This is a genomic window from Gordonia sesuvii, assembly GCF_036350415.1.
GTDB lineage: Bacteria > Actinomycetota > Actinomycetes > Mycobacteriales > Mycobacteriaceae > Gordonia > Gordonia sesuvii.
The window spans coordinates 1,097,930-1,111,181 of sequence record NZ_JAZDUF010000001.1; the positions used below are offsets into that span (position 1 = coordinate 1,097,930).

Below are 13,252 nucleotides of genomic sequence, written 5' to 3' on the forward strand. Positions count from 1 at the left end.
CACCCTCACGCGCGCCCCGGACAGCCGTCGTACACGGCCGGGGCGCGCGGCAGATCAGGCGAGCAGCTTGTGCCCGAGGGTGACGATCGTCTCCCGCGACAGCCCGAGGCCGGTGCGAAGGTAGTTGTCGACGGTCCCGTAGCGGGCCGACAGTTCGTCGAGTCCGGCCTGTAGGTAGCCGGCCTCCACACCCAGAAGCGGTCGGTAGATCTCCGCGACCGCTTCGCCCTGAGATGCGGTGAGCCCCTCGTAGCTCTTGGCAATCGACTCTGCCGTGTACTTGTTGGTCAGCAGGTAATCGCGCATGATCGTCTCCTCCGGCACCATCGCGATGCTCTGCAGCAGCGCCGACACCCATCCGGTGCGATCCTTGCCCGCGGTGCAGTGATAAATCTGCGCGCCAGGCGTCTCCGCCAGTTCGGTGAGCAGCTTCCCGAAGCTGGCACGTGCGGCCGGATCGGTCACGAAAGCACGGTTCGCGTCCGCCATGTACCGCCGAGCCTCGTCGGGGGACCGTAACTCCGCGATCTCGTTCAGGTTGCCGGAGTCGACTGGGACTCGGACATATGCGACGCCACCCGGGAGTCGGTCGGCCTTGTCGGCGACCTCGCCGTCGGTGCGCAGGTCATAGGCGGCCGTCAGGTTCAGTCCGGCGAGGACAGCGAGGTCGGGGTCGGACGGGCTGATGGCGTTGCTCCGGTAGAAGACCCCGGTCTGCATCCGAACACCGTACTTGTTCATGTACCCCCCGCCGGCGGCGTCACGGAAGTTGTCGAGCGACGCCAGCCGCGGGGTGTCGACTACATCCGGTGCACTGGAACCGAACCCGGACGACCCGAACGCCGGAAACGCGCCCGGGGCGGCCGCGGCCGTTCCGGCAAAGAGGAAGGAACCGGCGACCGCGATCGCGGCGGCGGTCCGAGCGGTGCGGAGCGGAATCGATGAGCGGTGCATCAGGATCGAGCCTTTCTGGTGTTGTCAGGGATCGACCAGCACCGCGATCGGCCCAATCGATTGGGCGATGCTAGGACGCAGACGTGAACGCAGCAAGTCCCGGTGGTGACGGCTCAGTGCCGTCACCACCGGGTCTGTTCCGACACCCAGGTTCCTCGTCGGCCCCGGCGAGTGGGATCTGTTCCAGCGCAGAAAGTCAGGTCACATCCGACTCGTCGTGCCACTCATCGGTCGGGACAGGTCGAATCCGCCCCGGTAGAAGAGCAACGGCCCCTTCGAATCGTCGACGCCGACATCGGTGACACTCGCCAAGACGATCACGTGATCCCCTGCGTCGTGCTCAGCGACAATCGTGGCTTCGATGTGCGCCAGCGCCCCACTCAGCCGGGGAGCAAGATTTCCCGCGGATTCCCACTCGACGTTGTCGAACTTGTTCTCACCACTGCGCGCAAAGCCCAGACATAGGTCCTGCTGGTCGTGCGACAGGATATTGATGCATAGACGTCGGCTCTTCTTCAGCAACGGCCACGTAGTGGAAGTCTTTGCCGGACAGAAGGACACCAGAGACGGATTCAGAGATACAGATGTGACCGACTGGCACGTGAAACCCAGGGGCGTATCGCCGTCGACGGCGGTGATCACTGTGACCCCAGTGCAGAAGTTGCCCATCGCGTTTCGCAGAATACGGCTGTCTACCGAGGGAGTATGGCCGACCATCACGTTCTCCTATCCGTATGCGATACGAGCACTCTGGCACCGTCGACTGATTGAGCACACGGCGGTTCCCGGTCCATGGGACTTCCCTGGTTAGGCCCCGCGATTGTGGAGCTGATCGTCGCCTTCCAGGCCCCCCTGGTGTGCCTGCCCCCGAATCATGAGGACAGGCACACCAGATCGACCGGGATCAGCGCGCCGCAGCAGGAACGGTCGTCGGCGGGTCCGTGACCTCAGTCCACCAGGGCGGTCGTGTCTGTCCGTACTTCAATACCGGAAACATCGACCTGCCTGATGTGCCGCGGCAGACAGAATGCAACAACGGCCGCGATGATCCCTGAGATTGCGACGATGATGAAAGCAGCTCGGTAGCCTTCAGACGTGTAGAACGTTGCGCCCTGGGTGATCTCATCTGCGAGCGGTGCGATGTACGAGTTGTTCAACACAGCGAACGCAATGACCGGAAGCACCGCGGGAAACACCGACTGCATGACGCCGACGATGCTGGCGGTACTGGCCTGCAACTGCGGCGGAACCGCCTCGAAGAGGAGGTTGGGAATTGTTGCGTATGCCATTCCCGTTCCGAGTCCGAACGCGGCAGAGAATGCGATCAGAAGCAGCTTCGGGTCGGATGAGACTGCCACACAGGTCGCCGCGGACGCCATCAGCAACGAGGCCAAGATCATCAGCGACCTGGGGCGGGTTCCACGACCGACCAACGTGCCGACCACGATTCCGCCGGCGACGACCATCGCGCCGATAGGTGCCTGGAAGATCGCGAAACCCTCTGCGCTGACGCCGTATCCGTAGCCGAGCCCGAGGGCCAGAGGCGTCATCGCCAGCATCGGAAGGAGCAACAGAAACAAGCCGCTGGTTCCGTAGACGAATCCGGCACCCAACGACGTGAGATAGACCGGCCGTTGCTTCAGCACGTTCAGGTCGATCAACGGTTCACGAATAACGCGGGCCGAAGCGAGCCAGCCAGCGAGCAGCACCACTCCGCCGAGCAGGAAGGCAAGTGTCGAGCCGGCCGCCCACCCCCATGTGGGACCGAAGCTGATCGCCACCAGAACGCAGGCGAGACCTGACCCCAGCACCACGGCCCCGAACAGATCGATACTCGCGCGAAGGCGAACCGGCGACTCGTCGGTGAAGGCTCGGATCGACACACCCAAGATGACGAGGACAATTGCCCCGAACCAGAACATGCTCCGAAAGCCGAAAGAGTCCAACAGCCATCCCGAGAGGAACGGAGCGGGGACTGCTACGAGGCCCATGCCACTCGTGGCAATGCTGACGGCCAGCGGGACGATCCTGGACGGATACACATCCCGAATCAATGAGTAGCTCAGGAAGAGTGTCGGCACCATCATGCCGGCGATCGCGCGCCCTACGATCAGTTGCCCGTAGTTCTGCGCGACGGCTGAGATAAGCCACCCGACCAACGAAATCGCCATACAGACCAAGAGCATCCGGCGTTTGCCGTGCGTATCGGCGAGCTTGCCGACAAGGGGTGCCGCAACAGAGCCGACGATCAGAAACGATGTGAGCAACCAGGCACCCTGTGTCGTCTGAAACTCCGCCGAGATCATGGGCATCGATGTCGAGATCATGATGTAGCTGAACGAGAGCAACTCGAGCAACAACACAATCGAGGCAAGCGAGAGCGCCAGCCGGGGTGTCCAACTTCCAGATCGACCATCGACCGGCATCGCGCCGGCCAGAGGTTCGGTGACCATATGTGACTTCCTTCCGAATACCCGGCAATCAGTGTCTCGCCCGCGTTGGTCCGACGAAGATGCCGTGAGTGATGGCAATGACGTGTTCCGCCAAACAGCGCCCCAGGCTCGACATGTCGCACACATCACACTTCCGCTGCCATGTGACGTGCCACGCCAGTTTCCGGAGAGTGGGAATTCCGGCTACCACCCGTGACTTCCGAGCAGGACGGAAGGGCTCAACCTCGCCAACAGCATGTCTCGGGTGTCGACGAACCACACAGATGACCGGGCAGGCACCTCGCACCGGGAACAACGGTTGGGGTCCCGCACAATGGAACCTGCGCAGAGAGCGCCGCCGCCGCTCGGCGCATCACAGACGCCACGACCTACCCGCGGCGGACCGCCGGGTCGAGTCACCCGGCCCTCGACCATTGGCCGGTGATCGCGCGGACCTCCCGCGAGCGCCGAGGACTCGGCAACGCTGGTGCGTTGGTCGAGGAAGGGTTCCGGGTCTCCGACCGAAGACGAGGCAATAAGAATTGCAGTGCAGAAGTATTCACATCCGCCGTGGCGACCGGTGGTGGGGGTTGGCCCGTATGTGACCACACTTCGCACTGCAGTGTTCAGGTGTGAGATACGCCAGGTATCAAAGGCCGAGTCCAGACTCGGACCCACTTGGTGGTCTGGTCAACCGGCGCTGACTCCACCATCCACGAGGAACTCGGCTCCGGTGGAGAAACTCGACTCATCGCTCGCGAGAAAGACGATCAAGGATGCGATTTCTTCCGGTTCGGCCAAACGAACCAGTGTGCTTGTCGCCTCCAGCATTTCCGGAGGGGCGGACTTGAGCTCCTCCGCCAGCATCGGGGTGCGAACACCCCCGGGATGCACCGAATTGACACGAACACCGGAATCGGCCAACTCGAGCGCACATGACTTGGTGAGACCGGTAACGCCCCACTTTGACGCCGTATAGGCGTGACGCCCAGCGACACCACGGATGCCGGCGTACGACGAGATGTTCACGATCGATGCCGGAGAAGATTGTTTCAACGTTGCGACGGCTGCCGAGATTCCGACCATGGACCCGGTCAGGTTCACATTCAGCATGCGGTCCCAAGCGCCACGGTCGAAGTCCTCGATGGGAGCGGGGGGACTCATTATGCCGGCCGCATTGACGAGGACATTGAGTTGTCCAAACGTGTGTTTCGCCGCGCTGACCGCATCCATCCACTGCGTAGCATCCGTGACGTCGAGGTGGGTGAACACCACCTGGTCGTCGAACTCTGCCGCCAGCGCGCGCCCCGGTTCGTCGACGATGTCAGCGATGACCACCTGTGCTCCTTCCGCAGCACACGCACGAACCGCGGCGGCACCGATACCCGAAGCGCCTCCCGACACTAGCGCGGTCTTGCCTTCTAGTCGTTTCACCTAGAAACCTTTCTGGGGTGGAGATGGACAATCGCGAACACCAGTCATCGCCCGCGAGAGTCAAGTGATATCGGATCTACATTCAGGCACTGAGTTCTGCAGACGGCAAGGAATGCAGGAGGTTTCGGCGCCGCTGTGCGTTCGTCGACTGACCCGAACACCGATCCAGGTTCTGCCAGATCGCCGCCGACGCCATTCGAATGGGTGCGACCGCTTTGTGATCGAACGACATGCGGGCTGTCGGACCACAGATCGAAATTGCCGCAACCGGTCGGCCCGGAGGGCCAACGGGAGCTGCGAGGCAGCTGAACCCTCGGATGTTCTGGCCACGCTCGATGGCGATGCCGGTTTCGCGGCTACGCTGCAACGAAGTGGTGAGGCTCTGGTCGATCCCGGTCTGCTCCTCATACGCGAGCAACGCATGGCCAATCGCCGACTTGTGGGCAGGAAAACGCCCTCCACGCCGAGTGGGCACACACGGACCGAGTCGGCCCTCGATCTTCTCCAAGTACAGCACGTCCGAGCCGGTCAGGACCCCGAGGTGGACGACCATCCCTGTGATCCGATGCAGTTCCTGCAGCAGAGGAAGGGCAGCTCGGTGCAGTTCATCTTGGTGAAGGGCCAGCGAACCGAACTCGACCAGTCGCAACCCCAACTGGTAATTCCTGCCGGTACGTCGCAACCAGCCCAGGCCTACCAAACGATCGAGCATTCGATGCGCCGAGGACCGAGGTAAGCCTGTTCGATTGACGACGTCTGTCAGGGTGAGCGCCTCCTCGTCGAAAGCTTCCAAGAGGAGAGCTACGCGCTCGAGAACAGTCGATGGCGACTCGGCGGAGCCGGCTTGTGGCGCGAGGGTGGTGACAGACATCTGGTACTCCCTAAAAGTAAGCGAACACGTGAGCTGGGGTGTTCCAATTTGGAAGTATGTCATAGCGGCGCCAGTCTGTGAAGTGGCGCACACTAAGTTGCCCAATCCCGGGCCATCACACCCGGTCGCCGACAGCCAGTTGTCTTACGATCGAGCCGTCACGGAACCACACGAGCACGGTGGCGAGGCCGAGGCGAGGTGCCTGTCAGCGGTGGCTGAACTTCGGCTCCCGCTTCTCGACGAAGGCCGCCATTCCTTCGGTCTGGTCGTCGGTGGCGAACGTTGAGTAGAACAAGCTCCGCTCCGCACGAATACCCTCGCCGAGGCCCGATTCGAAGGCGCGGTTGACGGCCTCCTTGGCCAGCGATGCCGCGATGAACGACTTGGACGCGATGGTCCCGGCGACTTCCTTGGCCGTAGTCAGGCAGTTCTCCTTGGGCACCACCCGCGACACCAGACCGAGCTTGTCGGCCTCGTCGACCTTCATGTTTCTGCCGGTGAGGATCAGGTCCATCGCCTTGGCCTTGCCGACCGCGCGGGTGAGGCGCTGGGAACCACCGATGCCGGGGATCACGCCGAGATTGATCTCGGGCTGACCGAAGACCGCATTGTCGCCGGCGATGATCACATCGCAGATCATCGCGAGCTCGCAGCCACCGCCGAGTGCGTATCCGTTGACGGCCGCGACGACCGGCGTGCGGACGCGGGACAGGCCGTCCCAGGCACTGAAGAACTGCTCGCCGACCACGTCGCTGTAGTCCTTGCCCGACATCTCCTTGATGTCGGCGCCCGCGGCGAACGCCTTCTCCGACCCGGTGATCACGATGGCTCCGATATCCGGATCATTGTCGAAATCGACAGCGGCGCCGACGACTTCGGTCATCAGAGTGGTGTTCAACGCGTTGAGCGCCTTGGGTCGGTTCAGCGTGATGATGCCGACCCGGCCGTCACGCTCGACGATGATGGTCTCGTGCTCAGACACTCGAATCCTCCTGAGGTGCAACGTTGATGGCGAGCTCCAGGCCGTCGGGCAGGGGCGCGAAGAAGGCGTCCACCTCCGCGGAGGTGACCGCCGCGTGGCCGGTGTGGCGCCACGCCGGGTTGCGGTCCTTGTCGATCACTTGAGCGCGAATCCCCTCGGCCATATCGGGATTGAGCAGGCTGCGCAGCGACACCCGGTACTCACGTTTGAGCGTCTCGACCAGCGACGGGGTCGCCTCGCGCAACGAGCGCAGTGTTACGGCCAGCGCGAGCGGACTCTTGGCGGCGATGGTGGCCGCGGTCTTGTCCGCCTCCTCCGTCCCGACGGCTCGGCAGCGATCGATGATCTCGCCGACCGTGTCCGCCGAGAAGGCCTCACGAATCCAGTCGCGCTGCGCCGCGATCTTCGACTCCGGCGGCTGTTGGGCGCACTTCGCGATCGACGCGTCGAGCGAGGTCTCACCGATCGCCTTCCGGAACGCGTCGAGGTCGTCGGCCGGTACGTAGTGGTCGGCCAGGCCGAGCGCAATGGCGTCCGGGCCGGACAGGTGGCCGGCGGTCAGTCCCGCGTAGATACCGAGATTGTCGGCTGCGCGCGCGAGGACATACGTCCCGCCGACATCGGGGACGAAGCCGATGCCGACCTCGGGCATCGCCAGGCGGGTGCGGTCGGTGACGATCCGGGTGTTGGCATGCGCCGAGATACCGACGCCACCTCCCATGACGATGCCGTCCATGATGGCGACGTAGGGCTTGGGGTAGCGCGCGATGTCGGCGTTGAGGCGGTACTCGTCGCGCCAGAACGCCGCCGACGGTGACGCAGCGGCCTCCGCGTCGTCGGCCGAACCACCGCTCAGCGCCGACGCGTCACGATGGATGGCGACGATGTCGCCGCCGGCACACAGACCGCGTTCGCCGGCTCCGGCCAGCACGACCGCGGTGACCTGCGGATCTGCCGCCCAGTCGCGCAACAACTCGTCCATCGCGGTGACCATGGACTGGTCGAGTGCGTTGATCGACTTGGGTCGGTTGAGCGTCAGGGTCGCCACCCCGGCGTCGATCGCGGACACTACGGACGGCTCATCCGCCATGGCTGATCTCCTCACAGATTCGTCCGGCTACAACTCAAATAGTTGCATATCCTAGTAAGTGAATCCAGGGCGGGTACCGGTAGCTCAGTCCCGGGCGCGCACGAACACCTCCATCGTCGTCGACAGGACCTCGCGGTCATCGCCGTTCACCAGGCTTCCGGCGCAGGTCACCAGCGCACGACCGGGTTTGTCGAAGGTGACGGTGTCGATGGTCATCGACCCGGTGAGGGTGTCGCCCGGCCGGACCGGGCGCAGGAAGGCGACGTCGACCAGACGGCGTCCGGCGATTACCTGCCAGCCGTCGAAGACCGCACGGACGGCCAGGCGCTGGAACACCGCGAGGGTGTGGATGCCGCTGGCGATGAGCCCACCGAACGCACCGACATCGGCCGTCGCGGCGTCGACGTGGAAACCCTGCGGGTCCCAGACGGTCGCGAAGTCGATCAGACCTGCCTCGGTGATGGTGAAACTGCCGAACTGGTAGCGATCTCCTGCCTGAAGGTCATCGGCGAAGGCGCGTCGGGTATCCGTGGTCACGGCGGCCACGCTATCCGGCGCCCGGAACCGGGCGATGCAGGCCATCGCAACCTCTGCTCGCCGAGAGGCCGTCACCCTCCGACCCCTGAGGAGACCCGGAGCCTGCGGAGGCCGTCACCCCCGACCCCTGAGGAGACCCGGAGCCTGCGGAGGCCGTCACCCCCGACCCCTGAGGAGACCCGGAGCCTGCGGAGGGTCGTCACGAAGGGCCGTCGAATTGGCCCCGTTCGCACCGAGGTGGCCGCAGATGCACTTGCCGCCAACCTCTTCCGACGATCCCGGCCCTGTCAGTCAGTCCCCCAACCTACGGTGAGCTCACCGGGACAGTGTCACGAGGTCCCACAGTCGATAAGGAGAAACCAGATGACCATCCGCGTCGCCGTCTGCTACGGACACCCCAGCGATCCCGCGGCCTTCGATCAGTACTACGAGCAGGTACACATTCCGCTCGCATCCAAGGTGCCCGGCCTGACCGAGTACACCTGGGGCAAGGTCGCCACCCTGGACGGTTCCGAACCGCCCTACTACGCCGTCGCGAATCTGTATTTCGCCGATCAGGACGCCCTGATCGCGGCCGCGGGCTCCGAGGAAATGGCTGCCGCCGGCGCCGACGTCGCGAACTTCGCCACCGGCGGGGTCACGATGTTCACCCAGGAGGAGGCGTCGGTTCTGCGGTAAACCGACCGGGCGCAGATCACGCGGCGGCAGGTCTCGTCCGTCGACCCGTAACGGGCGACGCCTCATCGCGACGACGACCTGAGCGCCGAGACCGTGCGGGATCGGCGCCGACCTGAGATCTACCCCGTCGCAGGTGCTTCGTCGGCGGCGTGGCGTCCGATGTGGATCTCGTCGTCGTCGACCTCATTCGAGCGCCGATTGCGCCAGACGCCGAGTAGATACAGCGCAAGCCCGCCGAGCATCCAGCACAGCAGCACCAGGATCGAGTGCAGGGCGCCGTTGCCGTTGAAGAACGCCACGTCGCGCAGCATGGTGCCGGTGGCGCCGGGCGGCAGGAGTTGACCGATGTAGCCCCACGGCGTGGGCAGCATCTCGGGCGCGCTCGCCAACCCCGACAACGGGTTTCCCAGGAAGATCAACAGGATTCCGGCAATCGCCAGGCCGGCCCCGCCGAGGAGTTCACGAAGTCCGAGAACGGCGAAGCAGGTGGCGGCGATACCGAGCATCGCGGCCAAGCTCGTCACCCAGTAGCTGCCGTCGAACGTGCCGATCACATACGTCAGAGTCGCCACCAACACCAGACCGCCGACCACCGACACCCCGAGCGCGGCGAGGATTCGCGCTCCAGGTGTGTGGATGAGCAGCATGATCACCATCGCGCTGATCCACCCGCCGAGCGCAAGGGGCAGCGCGCCCGCGGCCAGGCCCGCGCCTCTCGGATCATCGGGCGGGAACGAGCGGATGTCGACGGTCTGCGACGACCCGCCGGTGGCCTCCGCGACGTTGGTTCCAATCGTCGAGATCGCCGTGGCCACGGCGGGACTCGCGGCCGACGCGACCATCGCGTTCACGTCCTGGCCGTCGACGATCAGCGCACCGTATATGTCACGCTGCTCGATTGCGTCCTGAGCCGCGTCGGCGTCGTCATATCGCGTGACGTCGAAGCCGTTGAGCTGCTGACTCATCCGATCCGCCTGCGCCGAGGATGCGACCACCCCGATGGGGACGTCATGCGGCGCAGAGTTCGCGGCGGGAACCGCGAACGCCGTGACCATCGCGGCGAGCAGCGCCGCGACGCCCACGATGAGGCCGATGATCGTGCGGGGTGACGGCGATGTCGGTGCGCCGCCCGGTGAAGGGAGCATTGCCATGACAGGTCCTTAAGAAACGGTTCGTTTCCTAAAACCGTAGGCTAGTGTCATTGGAAACGCAACGTTTCTTATTGGAGAGTGTGAGATGGGCACGACGCGTCGGCGCGGCGAGGACCTCGAGGCGGCGATCCACGCCGCCGTCCAGGGCCAGTTGATGGAACACGGCTACGCGGCACTGACCTTCGAAGGCGTGGCCGCCGCCGCCGAGACAAGCAAGGCGGTCCTGTACCGGAGGTGGCCGACCAAGGCGGCGATGGTGTTCGCCTCGATGACCGACAAGGACAAGGCGCCGCTCGCCACACCGGACACGGGATCGCTCGTCGGAGATCTCACGCAACTCCTGCGCGACGGCAACGAATTGTTCTCCTACCGCGGTCGGGACATCATCCTGGGCGTCTTGTCCGATACGGACGAGGACACGGCGCATGCCATGCGCGAGATGATCTTCCGCCGCTCGGCCGAGATTGTCCGTCCGATCGTCGAGCGGGCCTGCGCTCGAGGAGAACTCGGCACCGACCCGATACCCACGCGCGCGCTGGCCCTGCCCATGGATCTGCTGCGGAACGAAACGCTGCTACGGCGCAAGCTCGACGACGACGGGATCGGGGAGATCGTCGGGGTGTGCGTGGTGCCGCTGTTCGAGAAGTTGAGCGGGCGGGATGCGGGCTAAGTGTGATCAGCCCTGAAGGAACCGATCGTCGCATCGAGCATCGCGAGTTGAGACTTGCGCGTCGTCGCCCCTCGATCGAGCACCGCGCTCACCTGCAGCCCGATCATCATGTTCATCAACGCATTAGCCTGCACCGCAGCGTCGCACGTGTTCGCCTCGCCGTCAGCGATCGCCTCATCGATGTGACGAGCCATCAGCGCGCGCCACTCCCGCACCGCGGTGTTGTTCACGGACTCCATCTGACGGTCGGTGAGCGCGCGTTGCCACAGTGAGATCGCGATCCGCGCTTCCAGCCGTGCCTCCTCGGTCGACGGCATGATCTCCAGGCACACTTTGCGCAACGCCCGCAACCCGCGTAATCCGCGCGAGGAGGCGGCGATCCGGTTGTTCGTGGCCACCAGGACGTGTTCGAAAGCACTCTGCAGGATCTCGTCCTTGCCCGAAAAGTAGTGACTGAGGGCACCGTTCGAGTAACCTGCCTCAGCCGCGAGGTCACGCATATTGATGCCGTCAATCCCGCGGGCGGCGATGAGCCGCCACGCCGCACTAATGATCGCCTCCCTGCGTTCCGCATGATCCACCAGCCGCGGCATCGCCCCTCCGTCGCATCCCGTTGTTTCTACAAGCGTACGGCAATGCGACGGCGCGCCGAGAGATCCGGCCGGCCCTCGTCAGCTACTCACCTGAGTAGCGCTCCGCCGTCCATCAGCACCGATGTCGACGGATGGCTCTGCGTAAACCGGTTCGGGAGGTCGGCGACGAATACATTCTCGGTTCGGGTCCGGGTGATCCGCCATCCGTCCGGGGTCAGGCGGAAAGCGTTGTTGAGCCGACTCGACCGCAATAGTCCGGTGCCGTCGGAGAACAGCCACGGCTGCATGTGTATCCACTGCCCGGAGGCCTCGTCCCCGTCGACGTGAATCTGCTCAGAGGTGAGGTAGTGCGCGTTGAGCGCCAACTTCGGATCGCGATTCTCATCCCAAAAACGCTGAAAGTGTTCACGAATGGCCTGTTTGCCCTCGGCGTGGCCGAACTGTCCGTCGTAATACTCGCCCACACCCTCCCAGACGGCGTCGTCGGTGTAGAGGTCGACGATGAGCTCGATGCGGTTCGCGTCGTCGTGCACACCGAACTCGGGACACGGTGTGTCGCAGAGGAACATGTACCGCGCCTGGATACGCCTGATCTCGGCCTCGGCCTCGAGCGTCGCAACCCTTCGGGCCAACGCGGCAACTGCGTCCGTGCTCACGCGTGAACCCCCTCTACCACAGAGTTCTCGAGAGTCACGACCACCTCACGTGCGCGCGCCAGCCACTGGTTCACCCGACGGCCGGTGTGACCCGCGGGCAGCTGCGCGAGCCGTAGCGTCATCGAATACGAACCATTGCCGTCGCGGATCGGCAGCACCAGTGAACCGATGTCGTAGGTCTCGTCGTCCGCGATCAGCCGCGGCCGGTAGTCGACGGCCGACCCGGCGATCGACTCACGGATTCGGCGTTCCTGTGATGGCGTGAGTCGTCCGGTATCGTATTCGCGCGTGGCACGGCGCAATTGGTCATAGGCCGAATCACCCTCGGAGGGGAGGAAGGAGACCAGATACCCGTGATCCCGGACGAACGTCAGACGGTCACGGTGCAGCTGTTTCACCTCATCGGGCACGCCTGCGAGTTTGCCAACCCAGCGATCCTGGAGTTCGCCGTCGCAGTCGAACAGGTAGGTGTCACCGATGGGTGGCACCATCGGGATGCGGCCGGCCAACCCGAGTTCGCGATCGATTCCGGGACCTGTCGCCGACAGCACTGTGGCCATCTCGTCGGAGCTCACCGCAGTGAACACCGATACCTCGCAACCTATCTCCGTTGCGAGTGCCTCCACCTCGGCGCGCGCCGAGTGCGCCGCATGGATGGCCGGGAGGATCTCGTGGTCCATTCGCGCCATCAGTGAGCTGCAGACGAAGCTGCCGTAGCCACCCTGGAAGAAGATCAGCGGCGACACCGGGTTCGTCACGGCCATGTCGTGGACCTCACACAGGGCTATCCAGTGGTCGCCCGCTTCGACGGTGTTCGCGATCCGGGCGTCGATCCACGCCACCGAGTCGGTCAGCACCGGGTCGCCCGACGGCGAGGGGAACCAGTCGATTCCGTCGAGCTTGTCCTCCCACCGCTGCGCGACGGTCAGCACTATGTCCTCCTGTTCGCCGCCGAGGATGTTGATACACAGCGACGAGCAGTCGAGCATCTTGGCGAAGGTGCGTGACGTCTTCATCGGCATGAAGGACACCAGAGGCGGGTCCAGCGACACCGAATTGAAAGTGCCGACGACCATCGCCAGGATCTCGCCTGTGGCATCCCTTCCGGTGACGACGACCACCCCGGTTGGGTAGTGGCCCAGAACGTCTCGGAACACTTTTCGGTCAACGGAACTGGCGGTGGATACAGAACTGGACATGAGAG

Annotated in this window: 14 protein-coding genes; 2 read left to right on the top strand and 12 right to left on the bottom strand. The window is 64.3% G+C overall.

Annotated elements, in window-relative coordinates; translation table 11 throughout:
• Positions 1-54: 54 nt before the first annotated feature.
• The 8 genes from VZC37_RS05075 to VZC37_RS05110 all read right to left on the bottom strand — a co-directional run bounded on the left by VZC37_RS05075 (position 55) and on the right by VZC37_RS05110 (position 8,300).
• Positions 55-954, bottom strand: coding sequence for a tyrosine-protein phosphatase (locus tag VZC37_RS05075; protein ID WP_330431312.1), 900 nt, complete (start codon positions 952-954; stop codon positions 55-57).
• 201 nt (positions 955-1,155) lie between these two features.
• Positions 1,156-1,671, bottom strand: a complete 516-nt coding sequence (locus VZC37_RS05080; protein WP_330431313.1) for a flavin reductase family protein — start codon at positions 1,669-1,671, stop codon at positions 1,156-1,158.
• A gap of 230 nt (positions 1,672-1,901) precedes the next feature.
• Positions 1,902-3,407, bottom strand: a complete 1,506-nt coding sequence (locus tag VZC37_RS05085) for an MFS transporter (RefSeq protein WP_330431314.1) — start codon at positions 3,405-3,407, stop codon at positions 1,902-1,904.
• 669 nt (positions 3,408-4,076) lie between these two features.
• Positions 4,077-4,820: a glucose 1-dehydrogenase gene (locus VZC37_RS05090; protein ID WP_330431315.1), complete on the bottom strand. Its 744-nt coding sequence runs from the start codon at positions 4,818-4,820 to the stop codon at positions 4,077-4,079.
• Positions 4,821-4,902: 82 nt separating this feature from the next.
• Positions 4,903-5,691 carry an IclR family transcriptional regulator gene (locus VZC37_RS05095; RefSeq protein ID WP_330431316.1) on the bottom strand — a complete coding sequence of 263 codons (789 nt, stop codon included), beginning with the start codon at positions 5,689-5,691 and terminating at the stop codon, positions 4,903-4,905.
• 205 nt (positions 5,692-5,896) lie between these two features.
• Positions 5,897-6,673 carry an enoyl-CoA hydratase gene (locus VZC37_RS05100; RefSeq protein ID WP_330431317.1) on the bottom strand — a complete coding sequence of 259 codons (777 nt, stop codon included), beginning with the start codon at positions 6,671-6,673 and terminating at the stop codon, positions 5,897-5,899.
• The gene (locus VZC37_RS05105) at positions 6,666-7,763 is read right to left on the bottom strand and encodes an enoyl-CoA hydratase/isomerase family protein (protein ID WP_330431318.1); all 1,098 of its coding nucleotides are present in this window, start codon (positions 7,761-7,763) and stop codon (positions 6,666-6,668) included. The genes VZC37_RS05100 and VZC37_RS05105 overlap by 8 nt, the downstream gene beginning before the upstream one ends.
• Positions 7,764-7,847: 84 nt before the next feature.
• Positions 7,848-8,300: a MaoC/PaaZ C-terminal domain-containing protein gene (locus VZC37_RS05110; protein WP_330431319.1), complete on the bottom strand. Its 453-nt coding sequence runs from the start codon at positions 8,298-8,300 to the stop codon at positions 7,848-7,850.
• 363 nt (positions 8,301-8,663) lie between these two features.
• On the opposite strand from VZC37_RS05110, the gene VZC37_RS05115 reads away from it, so the two are divergent.
• Positions 8,664-8,978, top strand: a complete 315-nt coding sequence (locus VZC37_RS05115; protein ID WP_330431320.1) for an EthD family reductase — start codon at positions 8,664-8,666, stop codon at positions 8,976-8,978.
• Positions 8,979-9,097: 119 nt separating this feature from the next.
• Here VZC37_RS05115 and VZC37_RS05120 read toward each other — a convergent pair whose 3' ends face one another.
• A complete protein-coding gene (locus tag VZC37_RS05120) occupies positions 9,098-10,129 on the bottom strand; it encodes an ABC transporter permease (RefSeq protein ID WP_330431321.1) in 1,032 nt (343 codons plus the stop codon).
• Positions 10,130-10,214: 85 nt separating this feature from the next.
• On the opposite strand from VZC37_RS05120, the gene VZC37_RS05125 reads away from it, so the two are divergent.
• Complete coding sequence (locus VZC37_RS05125; RefSeq protein WP_330431322.1) at positions 10,215-10,799, top strand: TetR/AcrR family transcriptional regulator; 585 nt, start codon at positions 10,215-10,217, stop codon at positions 10,797-10,799.
• Here the strand turns inward: VZC37_RS05125 and VZC37_RS05130 are convergent.
• The 3 genes from VZC37_RS05130 to VZC37_RS05140 form a co-directional block, all read right to left on the bottom strand.
• Positions 10,796-11,392: a TetR/AcrR family transcriptional regulator gene (locus VZC37_RS05130; protein ID WP_330431323.1), complete on the bottom strand. Its 597-nt coding sequence runs from the start codon at positions 11,390-11,392 to the stop codon at positions 10,796-10,798. The genes VZC37_RS05125 and VZC37_RS05130 overlap by 4 nt on opposite strands.
• Before the next feature lie 86 nt (positions 11,393-11,478).
• The gene (locus VZC37_RS05135; protein WP_330431324.1) at positions 11,479-12,048 is read right to left on the bottom strand and encodes a nuclear transport factor 2 family protein; all 570 of its coding nucleotides are present in this window, start codon (positions 12,046-12,048) and stop codon (positions 11,479-11,481) included.
• Positions 12,045-13,247, bottom strand: coding sequence for a flavin reductase family protein (locus VZC37_RS05140; protein WP_330431325.1), 1,203 nt, complete (start codon positions 13,245-13,247; stop codon positions 12,045-12,047). The genes VZC37_RS05135 and VZC37_RS05140 overlap by 4 nt, the downstream gene beginning before the upstream one ends.
• Positions 13,248-13,252 lie beyond the last annotated feature (5 nt).

Bases quoted from the DNA above. Each gene is read 5' to 3' on its own strand.
- VZC37_RS05075 (WP_330431312.1), bottom strand. From the start codon at position 954: ATGCACCGCTCATCGATTCCGCTCCGCACCGCTCGGACCGCCGCCGCG.
- VZC37_RS05080 (WP_330431313.1), bottom strand. From the start codon at position 1,671: ATGGTCGGCCATACTCCCTCGGTAGACAGCCGTATTCTGCGAAACGCG.
- VZC37_RS05085 (WP_330431314.1), bottom strand. From the start codon at position 3,407: ATGGTCACCGAACCTCTGGCCGGCGCGATGCCGGTCGATGGTCGATCT.
- VZC37_RS05095 (WP_330431316.1), bottom strand. From the start codon at position 5,691: ATGTCTGTCACCACCCTCGCGCCACAAGCCGGCTCCGCCGAGTCGCCA.
- VZC37_RS05105 (WP_330431318.1), bottom strand. From the start codon at position 7,763: ATGGCGGATGAGCCGTCCGTAGTGTCCGCGATCGACGCCGGGGTGGCG.
- VZC37_RS05115 (WP_330431320.1), top strand. From the start codon at position 8,664: ATGACCATCCGCGTCGCCGTCTGCTACGGACACCCCAGCGATCCCGCG.
- VZC37_RS05120 (WP_330431321.1), bottom strand. From the start codon at position 10,129: ATGGCAATGCTCCCTTCACCGGGCGGCGCACCGACATCGCCGTCACCC.
- VZC37_RS05125 (WP_330431322.1), top strand. From the start codon at position 10,215: ATGGGCACGACGCGTCGGCGCGGCGAGGACCTCGAGGCGGCGATCCAC.
- VZC37_RS05130 (WP_330431323.1), bottom strand. From the start codon at position 11,392: ATGCCGCGGCTGGTGGATCATGCGGAACGCAGGGAGGCGATCATTAGT.
- VZC37_RS05140 (WP_330431325.1), bottom strand. From the start codon at position 13,247: ATGTCCAGTTCTGTATCCACCGCCAGTTCCGTTGACCGAAAAGTGTTC.